Origin of the sequence: Streptosporangium sp. NPDC049248 (genome assembly GCF_040678965.1) — a bacterium.
Classification (GTDB): domain Bacteria; phylum Actinomycetota; class Actinomycetes; order Streptosporangiales; family Streptosporangiaceae; genus Streptosporangium; species Streptosporangium fukuiense.
The window spans coordinates 74233-93423 of the sequence record NZ_JBFAQY010000002.1 but is presented as its reverse complement, the minus strand read 5'-3'; the positions used below and the strand labels follow the sequence as shown (position 1 = coordinate 93423).

Below are 19191 nucleotides of genomic sequence, written 5' to 3'. Positions count from 1 at the left end.
GTGCATGACGGTGTCGCCTGAGGAACCCCGACCGGCCGCCGAGTTCCCACCGACCACGCGTGAGCGATGGCGGGAGCTGGCGCTCGGGGTATTGCGCAAGTCCGGGGTCGAGACCGGCTCCCCGGAGGAGGCGTTGGCCTCCACCACCTACGACGGTGTGACGATCGCACCGCTCTACGACGCGTCCGATCTGCCCGGCGATCCCGGCCTTCCCGGATCCGCCCCCTACATCAGGGGCTCCGCCCCCGAGGGGGGCTGGGAGGTGCGCCAGCGCCACGAAGTGCCCGATTCCGCGGCGATCCTCACGGACCTGGAGAACGGCGTCACCTCACTGTGGCTCACCCTCGCCCCCGAGGACCTGCCGCGAGCCCTGGAGCGGGTCCACCTGGATCTGATCTCGGTCACGCTCGACGCGGGCAAGCGGACCCGCGAGGCGGCCGAGGTGCTCCTCGGACTGGCGGGCGAGAACGCCGGCACGCTGAAGGGGAACCTGGGAGCCGACGCGCTCGCCGACGCGGAGACCGCGATCGAGCTGGCCCGCCGCTGCGTTCGGGACCACCCCGGCCTCAGGGCCGTCACGGTGGACGCCACCGTTCATCACGACGCGGGAGGCGGTGACGCCGAGGAGCTCGGTTGCTCCCTCGCCGCCGGAGTCGCCGCGCTGCGTACCCTGACCGGTGCCGGCCTGACCGTGCCCGAGGCGTTCGGGCAACTGGAGTTCCGGTACGCGGCCACCGCCGACCAGTTCCTCACCATCGCCAAGCTCCGGGCCGCCCGCAGGCTCTGGGCGCGTGTCGCCGAGGTGTGCGGCGCCCCCGACGGGGGGCAGCGGCAGCACGCGGTGACCGGCTCGGCGATGATGACCGCCCGCGATCCGTGGGTGAACATGCTCCGCACCACGCTCGCCTGTTTCGCGGCCGGGACCGGCGGGGCCGACGCGGTGACCGTCCAGCCCTTCGACGCCCGCCTCGGCCTGCCGGACGCCTTCGCCCGCCGTATCGCGCGCAACACCCAGTCGCTGCTCGTCGAGGAGGCCGGTGTGGCCCGGGTGATCGACCCGGCCGGCGGCTCCTGGTACGTCGAGCGGCTCACCGAGGACCTGGCCGCGCGCGCCTGGGAGTGGTTCCAGGAGATCGAGCGCGCCGGGGGCGCCGGGACGGCCGAAGGCTCCGCGCTCGTCGCAGAACGGCTCGCCGCCACCTGGGAGCGGCGCTCGGCCGACATCGCCAGGCGCCTCGACCCGATCACCGGCGTCAGCGAGTTCCCCGACCTCGCCGAGCGGCCCCTGGTCAGGCAGGCCCGGCCCACCGGGAGTACCGGGGTGCACTACGCGCAGGAGTTCGAGTCGTTGCGCGACCTGGCCGACGCTCAGGCGAGCCGGCCGAAGGTCTTTCTGGCGACCATCGGCCCGGTGGCCGCGCACACCGCCAGGGCGTCGTTCGCGGCCAACCTGTTCCAGGCGGGCGGTATCGCCACCGTGGCCGGTGGCGCCGCGACGGACCCCGCGGAGATCGCCGCCGCGTTCTCCGCGGCCGGTACCGAGGTCGCGTGCCTGTGCTCCAGCGACCGGCTGTACGCCGAACACGCCGAGGCGGTGGCCGCCGCGCTGAGGGATGCGGGGGCGCGCAGGATCTGGCTGGCGGGAAAGGGCGGGTTCGAGGGCGTGGACGCCAATCTCTACACCGGATGTGACGCGCTCGGCGCGCTCCGGACGACCTTCGACGACCTGGGGGTGGCTCGATGATTCCCGACTTCTCCGAGATCGAACTCGGTGCGCGACCGGCGGTGCCCGGTCCCGCCGCGGGGGACGGATCTCGTGGCCCGGTCTGGGAGACGCCCGAGGGGATCGACGTCAAGCCGCTCTACACCGCCGCCGACACCGACGGTCTCGACTTCCTGGAGACCTATCCCGGCGCCGCGCCCTATCTGCGCGGTCCGTATCCGACCATGTACGTCAACCAGCCGTGGACCATCCGGCAGTACGCCGGCTTCTCCACCGCGGCCGAGTCCAACGCCTTCTACCGGCGTAACCTGGCGGCCGGGCAGAAGGGGCTGTCGGTCGCCTTCGACCTGGCGACCCACCGGGGCTACGACTCCGACCACCCGCGCGTCGCCGGGGACGTGGGCATGGCGGGCGTGGCCATCGACTCCATCTACGACATGCGGCAGCTGTTCGACGGGATCCCCCTCGACAGGATGAGCGTGTCGATGACCATGAACGGCGCGGTGCTTCCGGTGCTCGCGCTCTACGTCGTGGCCGCCGAGGAGCAGGGGGTGGCGCCCGAGCAGCTCGCCGGGACCATCCAGAACGACATCCTCAAGGAGTTCATGGTCCGCAACACCTACATCTACCCGCCGGGCCCCTCGATGCGGATCATCTCCGACATCTTCGCGTACACCAGCGAGAGGATGCCGAAGTTCAACTCGATCTCGATCTCCGGATACCACATCCAGGAGGCCGGGGCCACCTGTGACCTGGAGCTCGCCTACACTCTCGCCGACGGGGTGGAGTACCTGCGGGCGGGTGTCGAGGCGGGCATGGACATCGACAGGTTCGCGCCGCGCCTGTCGTTCTTCTGGTGCATCGGCATGAACTTCTTCATGGAGGTCGCCAAGCTGCGGGCCGCCCGGCTGCTCTGGTCGCGGCTGGTGTCCGGCTTCGGAGCCAAGAACCCCAAGTCGCTCTCGCTGCGGACCCACTCGCAGACCTCCGGCTGGTCGCTCACCGCCCAGGACGTCTACAACAACGTCGTCCGCACCTGTGTCGAGGCGATGGCCGCGACCCAGGGCCACACCCAGTCGCTGCACACCAACGCGCTGGACGAGGCACTGGCCCTGCCCAGCGACTTCTCCGCGCGGATCGCCCGCAACACCCAGCTGCTGCTCCAGCAGGAGTCGGGCACCTGCCGGGTGATCGACCCCTGGGGCGGTTCCTACTACGTCGAGCGGCTCACCCACGAGCTGGCGACCAGGGCATGGGCCCACATCGAGGAGGTGGAGGCCGCCGGGGGCATGGCGAAGGCCATCGACGCCGGGCTGCCCAAGCTCCGCATCGAGGAGGCCGCCGCCCGTACCCAGGCGCGCATCGACTCCGGGCGCCAGCCGGTCATCGGCGTCAACAAGTACCGGCCCGACGCCGACGAGCCCATCGAGGTGCTCAAGGTCGACAACACCTCCGTACGCGCCCAGCAGCTCGACAAGCTGCGCCGCCTGCGTGCCGAGCGAGACCCCGGGCGGGTGGAGGAGGCACTGACGGCACTCACCAAGGGGGCCGCGGGCGACGGGAACCTGCTCGCGCTGGCGATCGAGGCGGCCCGTGCCATGGCCACGGTCGGGGAGATCTCCGATGCCCTGGAGCGGGTGTTCGGGCGGCATGCGGCACAGATCCGTACGATCACCGGCGTGTATCGCGAGGAGGTGGGATCCGGCGTGGACGCGGTCCGCGAGGCGTGCGCCGAGTTCGAGCGGCTGGAGGGCCGCCGCCCCCGCATCCTGGTGGCGAAGATGGGCCAGGACGGTCACGACCGGGGCCAGAAGGTGATCGCCACGGCCTTCGCCGACCTCGGTTTCGACGTGGACGTCGGCCCGCTGTTCCAGACGCCCGAGGAGGTCGCCCGGCAGGCGGTCGAGGCGGACGTGCACGTGGTCGGCGTGAACTCGCTGGCCGCAGGCCACCTCACGCTCGTGCCCGCGCTCCGCGAGGCGCTGGCCGAGCTGGGCGCGGAGGACGTCATGATCGTGGTCGGCGGGGTCATCCCGCCGGGCGACTTCGACGAGCTGCGCGCCGCGGGCGCGAGCGCGATCTTCCCGCCCGGCACCGTCATCGCCGACGCGGCCAAGGGGCTGCTGGCGGACCTGCTCACCCGGCTGGGCCATGACGCGAACGCTTGACGACTACGTCCAGGGGGTGAAGGAGGGCTCCAGGGTGTGGATCGCGCGGGCGATCACACTGGTGGAGTCCTCCAGGGCCGACCACAGGGAACTGGCCCAGCGGCTGCTGGCCGAGCTGACCCCGCTGGCCGGCGCGGCGCGCAGGGTCGGCATCACCGGCGTGCCCGGTGTCGGCAAGTCCACGTTCGTCGACGCGCTCGGCACGCGGCTGACCGGGGAGGGCCACCGGGTGGCGGTGCTCGCCGTCGACCCGTCCTCGACCCGTACCGGCGGGAGCATCCTGGGTGACAAGACCAGGATGTCCCGCCTGGCGGTCGACCCGGCCGCCTTCATCCGCCCCTCGCCCACCTCGGGCACCCTGGGCGGGGTGGCCAGGGCGACCCGCGAGGCGATGGTCGTGGTGGAGGCGGCCGGGTACGACGTCGTCCTGGTGGAGACCGTCGGCGTCGGCCAGTCGGAGACCACCGTCGCCGACATGGTCGACACCTTCCTGCTGCTCACCCTGGCCAGGACGGGCGACCAGCTCCAGGGCATCAAGAAGGGCGTGCTGGAGCTGGCCGACGTGATCGCGATCAACAAGGCCGACGGCGCCGAGGGCAGCTCTCACGAACTGGACGCGCGCAAGGCCGCCAGGGAACTCGCCGGAGCGCTCCGCCTGCTGGGCGCGGAGCGGACGCCTCCGGTGCTCACCTGCAGCGGGATGACCGGTAACGGCCTGGAGGAGGTCTGGCACCAGGTCGTCAGGCACCGTGACGCGCTGGAGGCCTCGGGGGAGCTCGCCGAGCGCCGCCGTCGCCAGCAGGTCCGCTGGACCTGGGCGATGGTCACCGACCGGCTGCTCGCCCGGCTCCGCGAGCACCCCGAGGTCGTGGCGATCGTCACCGAGGTGGAACGCGAGGTCGCCGAGGGTGAGGTCACCCCCTCGCTGGCCGCCGACCGCATCCTCGCGGCCTTCGACAGGGGCGACTGACGACTCCGGGCACGGGCCTCAGATAACCCTGGGTGACCTCGGGCGATGGCGCCGACGAGAGACCGACCCGCCATTTAAGCGACCGCGTTAAGCGCAGGTTAACGGGGTCTGTGTCCGGAACTAGCAAGGTTTATATCGAATACGAGCTTGATCACTTCTGGTAGATCATGTGATACTTCGTGCGAAGATTTACCAATGCTGCGATGTGATGCACTTTAGTGCTTAAAGCAGGTAATGAGACAGGAGAGGAGACTCGGAGCGCCCCAGAACGATTGTCGGCTGGTCGATCCTGATTCGCCGGTTGACCAGTCGTTATGTGCGCGCCGAGTGAGAGTGGGACGAGTGGGATGTCCCGTTTCCGAACACCGCCGCGCTCACCCGCGCGGGCGGTTGTCTTATGCTGCGCGAATTCACATCACGGGAGGCGGGAGACGTTTGTCCATGGCCATCGACGTGCATGCCGGTCCCGGTCGCCGAGTGAGGTCCGTTTCGATACGCAGGGCTCTGCCGAAGCTGTACCGCGAACCGGCGGCCGCGCTCGCCGAGTTCGCCCGGGAGGCCGGAGGGGAGGTCGTCCGGCTGGAGCTGGGGCCGTTCCGCCCCTACCTGGTCACCCATCCCGACCACGTCCAGCAGGTGATGCGCGTCGAATGGACGAACTACCAGCGCCTGGGAATGTTCTGGCGCCCGCTGGAGCGGATCTTCGGGCACAGCATCATGAGCGACGGCGAGCACTGGCAGAACAGCCGGAAGGTCCTGCAGCCGCTGTTCACCACGCGGTACGTCGCCACGATCACCGAGGAGGTGGCCAGGCGCGTCGCCGGACGCGTCCGGGAGTGGGACGAGTACGCCGACTCCGGGCGTACCTTCGACGCGGCCACGGAGATGTCCAGGATCCTCAGCTACATCGTCAACCGGGTGCTGTTCGGGGACAAGCTGAACCGGGAGGACGGGGACCGCATCATCCCCGCCTTCGAACGGGCGTCCCACTCGCTCGTCTACCGGATTCTGATGCCGTTCATGCCGTACTACCTCCGGATACCCGGGGACCGGGTCTTCCTGAAGGCGGTCAAGAAGATCGACAATGTGGTCTTTCCCGTGGTCAGGAAGGCGATGGCCGCCCCCGACGACAATGTCGACATCATCTCCGTGCTCTGCCGGTCCGTCGACGAGAACGGCGACCGGCTCACCGAGAAGCAGATCCGTGACGCCCTGGTCAGCGTGTACGCGGCGTCGTCGGAGACCACCGCGATGGTCCTCACCTGGCTGTGGCTGCTGCTGGACGAGCACCCGGAGGTCAAGGCCAGGCTCCAGGCGGAGATCGACGAGGTGGTGGGCGAGGGACCGGCCCGCCCCGAGCACATCCCCCACCTCGTCTACACCCGCATGGTCCTCCAGGAGACCCTGCGCCTGTATCCGGCGGGCTGGATGCTCCCCCGCGTGGTCATGGAGGACGCGGAGGTCGGCGGCGTGCGGATCAAGGCCGGCTCGACGGTGCTGATCGCCCCGTACGCCACCCAGCGGCTTGCGGAGTTCTGGGAGCGCCCGGACGAGTTCGACCCCGAGCGGTTCGCGCCCGGCAGGTCCGAGAGCGAGGAGCGCAGGCACAAGTACGCCTACTTCCCCTTCGGCGGCGGACCGCACAAATGCCTGGGCGAGCCCCTGTTCTACATCGAGACGCCACTCGTGGTCGCGAGCATCCTCAGCCGGTTCCGGATGTCGGTGCGCACGCCTGTGCCGTTCGTCACGGGGTGGGCCGCCTCGCTGCGCCCCAAGTACAAGGTCGCGTTGGGCGTGTCCCGGCACGATCGGGCCGGGGACCCGCGATGACGGGGCGACCCGACCCCGGTGTCCGGCCGGAGGCGATGGAGGCCGGGGCGATCTGTGCCCGCGCCGGCCACTCCCAGCGGGAGATGCGCGAGTGGGCGGAGAGCTATCCCGGCCTGTTCTCCGCGAAGCCCTTCGACGCGGCCCTGTACAGCACCCTGTCGCTGGCCATGGCGTTCGGCGGGCCCTGGTTCACCCCCGAGCAGCTGCGGATGGCGAACAGGACCTCCCTGTGGGCGTTCGGCCTGGACTGGCTCGTCGACTACGTCGCCACCTCGCCGGCCGAGGTGGCGGACATCGCCCGGCGGTGCCTGGACGTGGCCGCCGGGGGGCCGCCGGTCCCCGGCGACGACCTCACCCGCATGCTCGCCGACATCCGCGACGAGCTCGCCTCCTCGCCCGCCTTCGGTGAGCTCGGGCCGATCTGGCGCGACGAGCTGGAACGCATGCTGGACGGGATGCTCGCGGAGTGGCGCTGGAAGAACGACAAGGTCACGCCGACCTTCGAGGAGTATCTCGACAACGCCGACAACCTCGGCTTCTCCTTCGTGTTCGCGGCCCACTGGATCCACGTCACGGACCAGGGCGCGGTCACGGACGTCGGTCCGCTGCGCGAGGCGGGCCGGGCCGTGCAACGGGTCATCCGCCTCCTCAACGACCTGGGCACCTACCAGCGGGACGTCGCCTGGGGAGACCTCAACGTCCTGCTGCTCGACGTCGGCCGCGCCGAGGTGGAGCGGCGGATCGCCGAGCTGGCGGCACGGAGCAGAAGGCTGGTCGCCCCGCTCCGGGAGGAACATCCGGAGCTGGCGGGCTACATGGAACGGCAGATGGACTTCTGTGCCGGTTTCTACCAGGTCGGCGACTACTGGGGGGCGTTGTGAGCGTCGACCGCCTGTTCGCCCCCGCGGTGCTCGGCGTCGCGTCGGCGATCGGCCGGGGAACCCTCGACGGGTACGACGCGGGGAGCGGCACGAAGAGCGGCACCGGGGTAGGCGACGGAATCGACACGGCCGCCGAGGCGCGCGAGCTGGTCGCCGGGCTGCTGGCCCGGCCCTGGGGGCAGGTGTCCGCCTCCCCGTACGAGACGGGGAGGCTGGTGAGCCTGGCCCCGTGGCTGGCCGGGCACACCGAGCGGATCGGGTTCCTGCTCGCCACCCAGCGGCCGGACGGCGGCTGGCAGTCGTCCGGCGACCACGCCCTGGTCCCCACCCTGAGCGCGGTCGAGGCACTGCTGGCCGAGATCGGGCGCGGCACCTCCGCCGATCCCGGCCCGCTCGTCAAGGCGGCCGGTCGAGGGCTGGAGGCCGTGCGGAACCACTCCCGCTCCGCCGCGTCCCCGCCGGACACCCCGGCGATCGAGCTCATCGTGTCCTCCCTGTTCTCCCTGATCGACGGCCACCTCGGCGGGGAGGGGCCGAAACCGCCCCCGGGCGTGAACGGTGCCAAGCTGGCCGCGGTCAGGGCGTGGCTGACGTCGGGCGCGGAGATCCCGCAGAAGCTGGTCCACGCCCTTGAGGTCGCGGGAGCGGAGACGACGGCGGCCTCCGGGATCCTGCCCACGCCGATGCCCGGCGGGATGGCGGCCGTCGGCGCCTCGCCCGCGGCGGGCGCCGCCTGGCTGGCCGCGTCGCCCGGGTCCAGGCCGGGCCAGGAAGCGGCGGTACGGCGCTATCTGGAGGCGGTGGTGGCCTCCACCGGCGGGCCGGTGCCCTGCGCCCTGCCCATCACCGTGTTCGAACGCGGCTGGACGCTGAGCTGGCTGCGGCGCGCGGGAATCCCGGTGGACGTGCCACCGGAGCTGGCCGCGAGCCTGCGGGACGGGCTCGGCCCCGAGGGGACCGCCACGGGGCCCGGCCTTCCCGAGGACGCCGACACCACCTCCGTCGCCCTGTACGCGCTGGCGTTGATCGGCGAGCCGCACGAGCCCGAGGGGTTGTGGCCGTTCGAGACGGAGACGCACTTCTGCACCTGGCGCGGGGAGGAGGGGATGTCCCCGACGACCAACGCGCACGTGCTCGACGCCTTCGGCGAGTACCTGCGCGGGTGCGGGGGAGAACCTCGCCACGAGGCCGTCGTGACCAAGGTGGCGGCGTGGTTGCGCGGCCGCCAGGGAGCGGACGGCAGCTGGACGGACCGCTGGCACGTCTCGCCGTACTACGCCACCGCCTGCTGCGCGATCGCGCTGCACGAGTTCGGCGGCGAGGAGTCGGCGGGCGCGGTGGGCGGGGCCGTGGAGTGGGTGTTCGGTACCCAGCGCGCCGACGGGTCGTGGGGCCGGTGGGAGGGCAGCGCGGAGGAGACCGCCTACGCGCTGCAGACCCTGCTGCTGACCGGCGCGGCGCGGGGGGAGGAGCGGTGGCGGGAGGCCGTGGAGCGCGGATACCGCCGCCTGGCGGCCATCCGGGACGGTGAGGCGCCGTCACTCTGGGTCGACAAGGATCTGTACCTGCCGGTGGCGATCGTCAGGGCGGCCGTTCTGGGCGCGCTTCACCTGGCACGGCGCGCACTCTCACTTCCTGGGGACGGCTCGTATTGAAAATTGACTGTGAATTCGAAACAGGACAGAAGGGTGCATCTACTCTGTCCCGCCTTGAGTGTGTTTAGTGACATTGCTAGGGTTCGGCGGGTGTGATGTGGGTTGTCCCGCTGATCCGTGCGATGTGGCGACCGTTTGAACTACTTGCGTCGACTGCCACAAGAAAATGCCGTCTATTTTTCTTTCTGCTTCCCGGGGTGTATAACCATGCGCTTGCGTAACGCGAGCTTGCGGACCAAGGTCACGGCACTTCTGGTGTCGCTCACCGCGCTCTGGGCGTTCACGGCATGGGTGACGGTGCGTGACGGACTGAACATGCTCGGCGTGGCGACCCTCAACACCGACGTGGCGGAGCCGGGCGAGCGGCTCATCGTCGAACTGCAGGCGGAACGACGGCTCACCGCGATCACGCTGGGCGCGGGCGGCATGGAACGTCGGCGGCGCGACGTGCTGGCCGCCCAGCGCGGGCGCACCGACGCCGCGGGCGCGAACTTCCGGGAACTCACCGCCAACAGCAGCGTGCAGCTGCTGGGAAGCTCGGCCCTGGGGCGTCGTATCGCCGAGACCCGCCGGCTGCTGGACGAGCTGGCCACCGTGCGCAAGGCGATCGACACGGGCCGGGGCGGCCGGACCTGGGCGGCCACGGAGTTCACCGACATCGTCGACTCCGTCTACCGCGTCTACGACTCGCTGGCCACGCTGGACGACGACGAACTCGCCAAGGACACCCGCACGCTCATCGGGATGAACCGGGCCCGGGACCTGCTGTCCCAGGGAGACGCCCTGGTGATGGGCGCCCTGACCGCGGGCCGGTTCGCCGACGGCGAGCAGGTCAGGTTCACGCAGATCGTCGGCACGCGGCGCTTCCTTCTCACCGAGGCGGTGGCCGAGCTGCCCGCGGCCGACCAGGAGGCCTATCGGCAGCTGGCCGCCGGTGAGCACTTCACCCGGCTGAGAGCCATGGAGGAGCAGCTGATCGGGGACGCGAGCGTGGTGTCGACCGGAGCGGTCGACATCACGCGGTGGAGCTCCGACGCCCAGGCCGCACAGACCAAGCTGACGGAGGCGGTGCTCACGGCCGGAAGCGGTGTGGTCGAGCGGTCGGGTCCGGTCGCCACCGGCGTCATAGTGCGGCTCGCACTGGCCGGCGGCCTGGGCCTCGTGGCCGTCATCGCCTCGGTCGTCCTGGCCATCACCACGGCCCGCGCGCTGGTCCAGCAACTGGAGAAGCTGCGGGCCGCCGCCTGGGAGCTCGCCAACGAGCGGCTGCCCTCCGTGGTCGAGCGGATCGGCCACGGGCAGGTGGTGGACGTCGCGGCCGAGGCGCCGCCCCTCAAGTTCGGCGACGACCAGATCGGCCAGGTCGGCCAGGCGTTCAACGCCGTGCAGCGGACCGCCATCAAGGTCGCCGCGGAGCAGGCCCAGCTCCGTCGCGACATCGCCGACATCCTGCGCAACCTCGCCCGCCGCACCCAGTCGCTCGTGCACCGCCAGCTGAGCGTGCTCGACGTGATGGAGCGGCGCGAGAACGACCCGCAGGAGCTGCGCGACCTGTTCCGGCTCGACCACCTGGCGACTCGGATGCGGCGCTACGCGGAGAACCTCCTCGTGCTCTCCGGCGCCGCGCCCGGCCGGGCCTGGCGCGACGCGGTCCCGATGATCGACGTGGTCCGCGGTTCGCTCGCCGAGATCGAGGACTACACCCGGGTCGACGTGATGCCCCTGGGAGAGGTGGCGCTGGACGGCCGGGCCGTGAGCGACGTGATCCATCTGATCGCCGAGCTCGTCGAGAACGCGGCGTCCTTCTCCCCGCCCTACACCACGGTCCAGGTCGGCGGCCAACTCGTGGCCCACGGCTACGCGCTGGAGATCGAGGACCGGGGGCTGGGCATGAGCGCCGCGGACATCGCGAGCGCCAACGAGCGGATCGCCAACCCCCCGGAGCTCAAGCTCTCCGGCAACGCCAGGCTGGGCCTGTACGTCGTCAGCCGCCTGGCCGAGCGGCACGACATCCGGGTGACCTTCAAGGCGTCCCCGTACGGCGGCACGACCGTCGTCGTCCTCATCCCGCAGGAGCTGATCAACGAGGAGGAGCCGGAACCCTCCGTCGGCGTCGGCGTGCCGCAGGCGCGCCCGGCGAGCAGCGGCGAGATGAACGGCACCACCTCCGCGGTCGCCGCGGTCCGCGGCCGGGCCGGCGATCCCCTGGGCATCGCGGGTGGCCCCGTGCGGACAGGCGCCGCCGAGGGAGAGCCCGTCGCCGAGCCCGTCTCGGGGGCCTGGCCCGAGACGTGGGAACCCGCCCCTCCCGGCCGCGTCGCCGACCCGGACCTTCCCGTGGATCTCGCCGATCCGGCGGCCCCCGGCCGCTTCGCCGATCCCGCGGCACCCAGGCGACTGCCCGACTCCGGAGCACCTGTGAGCCTGCCCGACCTCACGAACCCCGTTCCCCCCGCTCCCGGACGTTCGGGCGGCCCGGGGGCGGCACTGCCGCCCGTGCTGCCCCCGCCCGACAGCAGCCACACGCCGGGCGGCCTCCCGAGGCGTGTTCCCCAGACGCATCTCGCCGCCCCGCTGCAGGACGACGAGGTGGCCGCACCGGTGTCCCCGGACGACGACGGCGCCGACGAGCGCTCCCCGGAGATGATCCGCGCGGCCATGACGTCCTTTCAGCTGGGCACGCGCCGCGGCCGTGACGACGCGGCCCAGCTGACCAGGCAGGCAGGCGACCCCGTGGACGAGGGCGGGACCGCCGTGTGACCCCAGTATGTGAGCGCGTGCCGGGCCGGTGCCGACGAGGCGCCGAGAGCCGGCGACGGAACATCGGCAGGCAGAAGGAGAGGACAACGAGTGGTGCAGGGAACAGGATCTTTCACGGACCTGGCCTGGTTGCTGGACGACCTGGTCTCGCGGGTGGAGGAAGCTCAGCACGGAATCGTGTTCTCCACGGACGGCCTGCTGCTCGCCGCGTCGGCGGGATTCCCCCCCGCGGACGCCGAACATCTGGCCGCCGTCGGATCGGCGATCCAGAGCCTGGGCCGGGGGGTCAGCGACCGGGTCGGCGGGGGGCCGATGCGCCAGACCATCATCGAGATGCGGACGGCGTACCTGATCGTGACGGCCGCCGGGCAGGGAGCGTGCCTGGCGGTGCTCTGCGGCGCCGAGGCCGACGTCGGCCTGGTCGCCTACGAGATGGCCATGCTCGTCACCCGCGTCGGCCAGTACCTCACCTCGCCCACCCGGACTGTCGACTCCTCCTTCAGAGGCGACGGGACGCGATGAGTATCTTCGACGAGCAGCCCGAGGCCCAGTGGGTCGGCGACGAGGCGGGGCCGATCGTCAGGCCGTACGTCCTGACGCGGGGCAGGACCGAACCGACTCGCGGCAGGTTCGACCTCATCACCCTGGTGGTGACCATTCGGCAGGTCTCGTCGAGGGAGCCGGGCCTGGACCCGGAGTGCCTGGCCATCGTCCGGCTCTGCCGGCAGGCCCAGTCGGTCGCGGAGATCGCCGCCCACACGAACCTTCCGGCAGGCACGGTCCGTGTCCTGCTCAGTGACCTGCTCGACCAGGGATTCATCGCCATGCAAGAACCGCATTCGGAGACGGACATGCACGACGAGATGCTGTACAGGGCGGTGCTCGATGGACTCCGTGCGCTCTAACCGCGACGCCGGGCGCGTGAAGCTGCCCAAGGCGATCAAGATCCTGGTCGCCGGAGGGTTCGGCGCGGGCAAGACCACGCTGGTCGGCGCGGTCTCCGAGATCGAGCCGCTGCGCACCGAGGAGACCCTGAGCGACCGGGGTATCGGTGTCGACGACCTGTCGGGCGTGGAGACCAAGCAGACCACCACCGTCGCGATGGACTTCGGCCGCATCACCATCGGTGACGACTACCGCCTCTACCTGTTCGGCACGCCCGGGCAGGAGCGCTTCTGGTTCCTCTGGGACGAGCTGGCGCTGGGCGCGCTGGGCGCGGTGGTCCTCGCCGACACCCGCAGGCTGGCCGACTGCTTCCCCTCGCTCGACTACTTCGAGCGGCGCGAGACGCCCTTCATCGTCGCGGTCAACTGCTTCGATGGGGCTCGCCGCTACGAACTCGACGAGGTCAGGCTCGGGCTGACCCTCCACGAGGACATCCCGATCGTGCTGTGCGACGCCAGGCAGCGGGAGTCGGGCAAGGAGGTGCTCATCGCCCTCGTGGAACACGCGATGCGGATGCGGCTGGGCACGCCGGCCTCCTCGGGGAGCGCCGAACCCGCCGCGGAGCGGACCGGGACCCGCTGATTCCGGGGCGGACGGGATCCACCTGGACCGTCCGCCCCGTGGGCACGCCCGCCTCCGGGGCGGATCGTCACCGCCTCGGGAGCGCTTTTGTCCCTCCGGCAGGGATGAATTCCTCCCCCTGGAACGGGTGTACGCGATGCCCCGTGTCCGGCGTGTCACGATAGCGGCGATCACCGGGAGTCCTACCGCGCGGAGAGCCCTATGTGTGACGATCCGAACATGCCTCTCACCGTGGCGCGGGCGCTCGGAGAGTACCGGGCGCTGCTGGCCGAACACGGGGTCACCTGGGGCGAGGACCCCATCTACTACGTCAGATCGATGGCCACCGACGCCTACCTGATGGGCACGACGACCTTCTGGGAGGTCTGCTACGGCATGCTCGGCGCCCGTTACCCGGGGATGTCGTTCAAGGCGCTCAGGGAACGCTTCGACGAGCTGGACATGGACGAGGTGGTCCGCGGCGTCCTGGCGGGCAGGGTGCTCGAAAACCTCGCCGCGCTCCGTCTCGGCGAGGAGGGCGTCACGGTCGAGGCGCGGACGCGGGCCGTGCTGGACGGCATCCCGCTGCGCACGACGCTGCTGGTCGACTCCGCCAGGCCGGAGGCGGTCACCGTGCTGGTGGACGGGCGGGCACACGTGGTCGGCCCCGGCGGCGCCCGGCTCATCAAGATCACGAATCGGAGCGAGGTGGTCGCCGACGGCCTGCCGGTCGACCTGTCGTCACTGGCCCGCCGTGCCCCCGCGGCCCGCCTGCGGGTGCGCGCGGGCCTGGCGTGCAAGTGGAGCGTGTACGGCGAGCACGGGCAGGGCTGGTACCCCGAAGGTGCCCCCGAAAGACACGACTACCACGTGATGCCCTACTTCCACGGCGACGACCTGGTCCTGGACGTCCCGGCCGAGGCGCTGACGGTCCGGGTCACCAGAGGCATGGAGTACGGCTCCGCCGAGGTCACGCTCACCCCGGCGGCGGGGGAGGAGACCCTTGTCGAACTGACCCCCGAACGGCTCTACGACGCGGCGGCCCGCGGCTGGTACGGCGGGGACATGCACGTCCACCTCAACTGGGCGGGTGACATGGTCGGCACGCCCGAGCTCGCGGGGGCCATGCAGCACGGCGAGGACCTGCACGTCCTCAACCTGGTCGCGGGGAACGTCTCCTCCGAGCGGGTCTACGACTCAGAGGCGCTGGAGCACTGGGCGGGACGTGACCTGCCCTGGTCCGACGCCTCGCACCTGGCCAGGATCGGCGTGGAGTACCGCAACGACCTGCTCGGCCACCTCTACGCCTTCGGCGTCTCGGCTCCCCCCTCACGGTTCCACACGGGCTTCCTCGGCACCGCCGACTGGCCGCCCAACAGCGTCGCCTGCGAGGAGCTCCGCGGCCTCGGCGCGGTAACCGGCTACAGCCATCCCTTTCACACGCCGTTCGCCGACGCCGACGCACCGGACAAGGCACTGCTGTGGGGACGCAACTGCTCCTCCAGGGAGATCGTCGCCGACGCGGCCCTCGGCCTCGTCGACACCCTCGACGTGCTCAGCCAGACCTCGATCACCGCGACCGCCGTCGTCTACCGGCACCTGATCGGGGCGGGCAACCGCATCGCGGTCACCGCGGGCACCGATGCGATGGTCTCCTTCGCCCGGCGGGGAAACCAGTCCAACCCGCCCGGCTGGGCGCGCGTCTACGCCCGGGTGGACGGAGAGCTGACCGCCACGTCGTTCGCCGAGGCGATCAGGCGGGGACGCACCTTCGGCACCACCGGACCCTGGCTGGAGCTGTCGGCCGGCGGCCGCGGCCCCGGCGCCACTCTGGACCTGTCGCCGGGCGAGCGGATCACGATCACCGCCCGGTCGGTGGGTCCCGAGGTGGAGCGGCTGGAGATCCGCACAGCCGACGGCGTGCTGGCCGAGGGGCCGCCCGGCGAGCTGACCGCGGAACTGGTCGCCGGAGACCCCACCTACGTGGTCGCCCTCGCCACCGGCGGCCCGCACGAGCGGTCCTTCACCGACGAGGTGTACGCCCACACCAGCCCGGTCTACCTCGACGTGGACGGCCGGCACGTGGCCAGGGCCGAGGACGTCGCCTGGTGCCTGGAGTGGCTGGACGCCCTGGAGACACTCCTTCGCGAGGAGGGCGTCTTCGAGACGGCCGGGCAGCTCACCGACCATCTCGACCTGATCGGCCGGGCCAGGAAGGTCTACCGGGAACGCCTGACCTGACGGCGCGACCGGAGCCCGCGCGGGGGACGGGGCATGCGAGGCTTGTCAGCATGAATCGCCTGGCTGAGGTTGACCTGTCACGGAAGCTCACCAAGAACGAGGCCTCCGGGCGTCTCGACGCCGCTCTCGAACGCCTGCTCCACCTGCGGCTCACGCTCGGAGGTCAGATCGGCGAGCAGCGCATCGGTCCGCCGCTGTGCGTGGTCTTCGAGGGGTGGGACGCCTCGGGCAAGGGAGGCGCCATCAAGCGGCTGGTGCGCCCGCTGGACCCGCGCCACGTTCGCGTCGCGCAGTTCGCCGCGCCGACCTACGACGAGAAACGCCACCACTTCCTGTGGCGGTTCTGGCCGGTCCTGCCCGGCTGGGGCGGGATGACCGTGCTGGACCGCTCCTGGTACGGCCGGGTGCTGGTGGAGCGGGTCGAGGGCTTCGCCACCGAGGAGCAGTGGGACCGCGCGTACGGGGAGATCGTGGAGTTCGAGCGGACCCTCACGGCCGAGGGCATGATCCTGGTCAAGTTCTGGATGCACGTCTCCGAGGACGAGCAGCTACGGCGCTTTCAGGACCGGGCCGGTGACCCGCTGCGGGCATGGAAGCTCACGGACGAGGACTGGCGCAACCGCGAGAAGCGTCCGCTGTACGAGGCCGCGGTGGAGGACATGCTCGCTCGTACCGACCACCCGAAGGCGCCGTGGCACGTGGTCCCCGGCGACGACAAACGCCTGGCCCGCGTCACGGTGGTGGAGACCGTCTGCGCCGCGATCGAGGCCGAACTCGCCGCCCGGGGCTACGAACCGGTGATCCCCGCAGTGCCCGAAGCCGTGCCCGTGCCCGGGGCAGCGGGCGAGTAGCGGGACCGTGTCGTTAAAACCGTTCTGGCGAGAAGTATGGAAGCGGTGGGTGCGTGCCGAGCACCGCCTGTCGGGGTAGGCGGCAGAATCGAATGACTGTCCGTTCGTCTGTCGTCGTTCTTCGTCGTCGCGGGAGGGTGTGACGCATGCGGTTGAGCTCGCGGCTGAGCAGGCTGGACCGGAGGGTGTTCGCCATGGTGGCGAGCGCGAGGTTGCCCGGTCTTGAACGTGTCGTACCCGCGCTGTCACGCGCGGCGGACAACTCCCTGCTGTGGGCCGGGGTGGCCGGAGCGTTCGCGGTCAGCGGGCGCCGGCCGTTGCGCCGCGCCGCGACCAGAGGGCTGCTCGCGGTCAGCCTGGCCAGCCCGCTGGTCAACCTGGTCGGCAAGCAGGCCTTCCGCCGGAGCCGGCCGTCGGCGGAAGGACTCCCGCTCGCCCGGCTGATCAAGATGCCCACCTCGGCGTCGTTCCCCTCGGGCCACTCCGCCTCGGCCGCCGCCTTCGCCGCGGCCGTGGCCATGGAGGCGCCTCGCGCGGTCGCGGTCCCCGTCGCGCTTCTCGCGGCCGCCGTCTGCTTCTCCCGCGTCTACACCGGCGTGCACTATCCGGGCGACGTGCTCGCGGGAGCCGGGATCGGCGTGGCGGCGGGACTGGTCACCCGCCGCATCTGGCCCGACGCCGCAGAGGCGGGGCACGCCCGCGCCGCCCTCACGGCGCCCTCCGCGCTGCTCGACCCGGCAGGCGAGGGGACGGTCGCCGTGGTCGACGGCGCGGCCGACGCCGTGGCGGGAACGGCGGAGACGCTACGCGCGGCCCTGCCCCGGGCCGAGGTCGTCGAGGTGGCGCCGGGTGCCGACCTCGGGGCCGCCGTGCGGGAGGCGGCTTCGCGGGCCAAGGTGCTCGCGGTGGCCGGCGGGGACGCCGTGGTCAACCTCGCGGCACAGGAGGCGGCGGGTGCGGCGACCCCGCTGCTGGTCGTCCCCACGGGCGTCCGCGGCCGATTCGCCCGCGCACTCGGAGTCGAGACCGCGCAGGAGGCGGCCGAGGCGTACCGCAACGGTGACCTCGTGGCCGTCGACGTCGGTGAGGTCGCGGGCCGGACGTTCGTCAACTCCGTCAGTGTGGGCCTCTATCAGGCACTGGCGGAGAGCAGGGAGCGACGGCAGAGCCGGATCGGTACGTGGCCCGCGTTGTTCTGGGCCCTGGCCGAGGTACTCGGCCCCGGGGGCGCGCGGCCGGTGGATCTCATCGTGGACGGTGTGCCCAGACGTGTCTGGACGGTGTTCGTGGGCAACTGCCGTTACGAGGCACGCGGTGGTGCCCCCGCCAGGCGGCAGCGTCTGGAGGACGGTCTGCTGGACATCCGCGTGCTCGCCGCCGCCGACCGGCTGCCCCGGGTACGGGTGTTCCTCAGCCTGCTGGCCGCAAGGGTGAAGCTCTCACGCCACTACCAGCAGTGGCAGGCCGACACGCTGTGCCTTTCCGCCCCCTCGGGCCGGCTGTCGCTGGCGCGTGACGGTGAGACGTTCACGGTCACGGGCGAGGCGGAGTTCACCAAGCGCCCGCGTTCGCTCCTCGTGGTCCGGCCGTCCGGCTGAGATCCGGGTGACGTCTCGACCGTGATCGGGATCCCCGCCGTCGGCGGCGGGCGTCGGCGCCCAGGGCGGCCGGCGCGGAAGCCTCCGATCCGCCGACGCCCCCGCGGCCGGAACCGGCCCGGTCGTGGGGGCCGGTGTTTCCGCCCTCCCCCGCGGCTTGATCCGACGCGATGGAGGACTCCCCGGCCTTCGGGCCGGGGAGGTTCTCAGTGATTCATCGCTTGGCACGTACGGTGCCGGGTGCCTTTGGCGATGCTCTCCGTGGATCAGCCGCCACCGCCGCCGCCTCCGCCTCCGCCGCCTCCGCCACCACCACCGCCGCCTCCGCCGGTGTTGCCGCCGCCTCCGCCGCCGCCTCCGCCGCCACGGGGGCCGCCGCCTCCGCCGCCGCCTCCGCCTCCGCCGCCGATGACGTTGGTGTTGGTGTTGACGTTGCTGACATTGGCGCCGCCTCCGCCGCCTCCGCCGCCACCGCCACCGCCGCCACCGCCGCCACCGCCGCCACCGCCGCCTCCACCACCGCCGCCGCGCCTGGCGAAGCATCTCGCGGGATTGTTATGGAACCTGCAGGGTTTCTCAGCGGAGACGAGGGTGGTCGTGACGGCCTTCTGGGCCACGGTGCCCGCGCTGGCGGGCTGGGCCGACAGCGCTACGGGGGCGGCGAGGGTTGAGACGACCATCGCGCCAGCTGCGAGCATGTTCCTAAGGATGATCATGAGAGATCACTCCCTGCCGAATCGGTGGAACCCTGGGAGATACCCGGGTTGGTGAGACGCCTGACCGGTATCTGGGACGACACCCGTACGGCGTCTGGATCTGACTCACGCTAGGTGCGAAGTGCGAGAACGGTCATCTCAGGGAGGCAAAGGTAGCGGTTCAGTCTGATTGCTCTAGGGTTCCTGACAAGAATTAATCAAAGGCGTTTAATCACTCTGAGCTACGCCTCCGGTGACGAGGGTAGTTGTTTCCAAAGATCTCCTGATCCGGCGGCATGGTTTTCCGGGAACT

General features: G+C 71.3%; 14 protein-coding genes. 13 read left to right on the top strand and 1 reads right to left on the bottom strand.

Annotated elements, in window-relative coordinates; translation table 11 throughout:
* Positions 1 to 4: 4 nt before the first annotated feature.
* The 13 genes from AB0K21_RS04345 (at position 5) to AB0K21_RS04285 (ending at position 18183) form a co-directional block, all read left to right on the top strand.
* Entirely contained in the window at positions 5 to 1744 is a 1740-nt protein-coding gene (locus tag AB0K21_RS04345) for a methylmalonyl-CoA mutase family protein (RefSeq protein WP_343965364.1), read from the top strand.
* Positions 1741 to 3891, top strand: a complete 2151-nt coding sequence (gene scpA, locus AB0K21_RS04340; RefSeq protein ID WP_343965367.1) for a methylmalonyl-CoA mutase — start codon at positions 1741 to 1743, stop codon at positions 3889 to 3891. Before AB0K21_RS04345 ends, scpA begins: the two co-directional genes overlap by 4 nt.
* Positions 3875 to 4861: a methylmalonyl Co-A mutase-associated GTPase MeaB gene (gene meaB / locus AB0K21_RS04335; protein WP_364147751.1), complete on the top strand. Its 987-nt coding sequence runs from the start codon at positions 3875 to 3877 to the stop codon at positions 4859 to 4861. The genes scpA and meaB overlap by 17 nt, the downstream gene beginning before the upstream one ends.
* A 477-nt stretch (positions 4862 to 5338) precedes the next feature.
* Positions 5339 to 6691 carry a cytochrome P450 gene (locus AB0K21_RS04330; protein WP_364147748.1) on the top strand — a complete coding sequence of 451 codons (1353 nt, stop codon included), beginning with the start codon at positions 5339 to 5341 and terminating at the stop codon, positions 6689 to 6691.
* A complete protein-coding gene (locus AB0K21_RS04325; RefSeq protein ID WP_343965374.1) occupies positions 6688 to 7572 on the top strand; it encodes a terpene synthase family protein in 885 nt (294 codons plus the stop codon). Before AB0K21_RS04330 ends, AB0K21_RS04325 begins: the two co-directional genes overlap by 4 nt.
* On the top strand, positions 7569 to 9227 hold the full coding sequence (locus AB0K21_RS04320; RefSeq protein WP_364147744.1) for a prenyltransferase/squalene oxidase repeat-containing protein: 1659 nt from the start codon (positions 7569 to 7571) through the stop codon (positions 9225 to 9227). Before AB0K21_RS04325 ends, AB0K21_RS04320 begins: the two co-directional genes overlap by 4 nt.
* 207 nt (positions 9228 to 9434) lie before the next feature.
* Positions 9435 to 11987, top strand: a complete 2553-nt coding sequence (locus tag AB0K21_RS04315; RefSeq protein WP_364147741.1) for a nitrate- and nitrite sensing domain-containing protein — start codon at positions 9435 to 9437, stop codon at positions 11985 to 11987.
* Between the two features lie 90 nt (positions 11988 to 12077).
* A complete protein-coding gene (locus AB0K21_RS04310) occupies positions 12078 to 12509 on the top strand; it encodes a roadblock/LC7 domain-containing protein (protein WP_343965380.1) in 432 nt (143 codons plus the stop codon).
* Positions 12506 to 12892, top strand: coding sequence for a DUF742 domain-containing protein (locus tag AB0K21_RS04305; protein WP_364147738.1), 387 nt, complete (start codon positions 12506 to 12508; stop codon positions 12890 to 12892). Before AB0K21_RS04310 ends, AB0K21_RS04305 begins: the two co-directional genes overlap by 4 nt.
* Positions 12873 to 13514: an ATP/GTP-binding protein gene (locus tag AB0K21_RS04300; RefSeq protein WP_343965386.1), complete on the top strand. Its 642-nt coding sequence runs from the start codon at positions 12873 to 12875 to the stop codon at positions 13512 to 13514. Before AB0K21_RS04305 ends, AB0K21_RS04300 begins: the two co-directional genes overlap by 20 nt.
* A gap of 219 nt (positions 13515 to 13733) precedes the next feature.
* Positions 13734 to 15734 carry a CehA/McbA family metallohydrolase gene (locus tag AB0K21_RS04295; RefSeq protein ID WP_343965388.1) on the top strand — a complete coding sequence of 667 codons (2001 nt, stop codon included), beginning with the start codon at positions 13734 to 13736 and terminating at the stop codon, positions 15732 to 15734.
* A 50-nt stretch (positions 15735 to 15784) separates the two neighbouring features.
* Positions 15785 to 16585: a UDP-galactose-lipid carrier transferase gene (locus tag AB0K21_RS04290; protein ID WP_343965390.1), complete on the top strand. Its 801-nt coding sequence runs from the start codon at positions 15785 to 15787 to the stop codon at positions 16583 to 16585.
* 146 nt (positions 16586 to 16731) lie between these two features.
* Positions 16732 to 18183, top strand: a complete 1452-nt coding sequence (locus AB0K21_RS04285; protein ID WP_364147733.1) for a phosphatase PAP2 family protein — start codon at positions 16732 to 16734, stop codon at positions 18181 to 18183.
* Between the two features lie 266 nt (positions 18184 to 18449).
* On the opposite strand, the gene AB0K21_RS04280 is transcribed toward AB0K21_RS04285, so the two are convergent.
* On the bottom strand, positions 18450 to 18881 hold the full coding sequence (locus AB0K21_RS04280; RefSeq protein WP_364147731.1) for a hypothetical protein: 432 nt from the start codon (positions 18879 to 18881) through the stop codon (positions 18450 to 18452).
* Positions 18882 to 19191 lie beyond the last annotated feature (310 nt).

What these genes read in the sequence shown, in the direction of transcription:
- AB0K21_RS04345 (WP_343965364.1), top strand. Translation starts at nt 5, where the DNA reads ATGACGGTGTCGCCTGAGGAACCCCGACCGGCCGCCGAGTTCCCACCG.
- scpA (WP_343965367.1), top strand. Translation starts at nt 1,741, where the DNA reads ATGATTCCCGACTTCTCCGAGATCGAACTCGGTGCGCGACCGGCGGTG.
- meaB (WP_364147751.1), top strand. Translation starts at nt 3,875, where the DNA reads ATGACGCGAACGCTTGACGACTACGTCCAGGGGGTGAAGGAGGGCTCC.
- AB0K21_RS04325 (WP_343965374.1), top strand. Translation starts at nt 6,688, where the DNA reads ATGACGGGGCGACCCGACCCCGGTGTCCGGCCGGAGGCGATGGAGGCC.
- AB0K21_RS04315 (WP_364147741.1), top strand. Translation starts at nt 9,435, where the DNA reads ATGCGCTTGCGTAACGCGAGCTTGCGGACCAAGGTCACGGCACTTCTG.
- AB0K21_RS04305 (WP_364147738.1), top strand. Translation starts at nt 12,506, where the DNA reads ATGAGTATCTTCGACGAGCAGCCCGAGGCCCAGTGGGTCGGCGACGAG.
- AB0K21_RS04300 (WP_343965386.1), top strand. Translation starts at nt 12,873, where the DNA reads ATGGACTCCGTGCGCTCTAACCGCGACGCCGGGCGCGTGAAGCTGCCC.
- AB0K21_RS04295 (WP_343965388.1), top strand. Translation starts at nt 13,734, where the DNA reads ATGCCTCTCACCGTGGCGCGGGCGCTCGGAGAGTACCGGGCGCTGCTG.
- AB0K21_RS04290 (WP_343965390.1), top strand. Translation starts at nt 15,785, where the DNA reads ATGAATCGCCTGGCTGAGGTTGACCTGTCACGGAAGCTCACCAAGAAC.
- AB0K21_RS04285 (WP_364147733.1), top strand. Translation starts at nt 16,732, where the DNA reads ATGCGGTTGAGCTCGCGGCTGAGCAGGCTGGACCGGAGGGTGTTCGCC.
- AB0K21_RS04280 (WP_364147731.1), bottom strand. Translation starts at nt 18,881, where the DNA reads ATGCTCGCAGCTGGCGCGATGGTCGTCTCAACCCTCGCCGCCCCCGTA.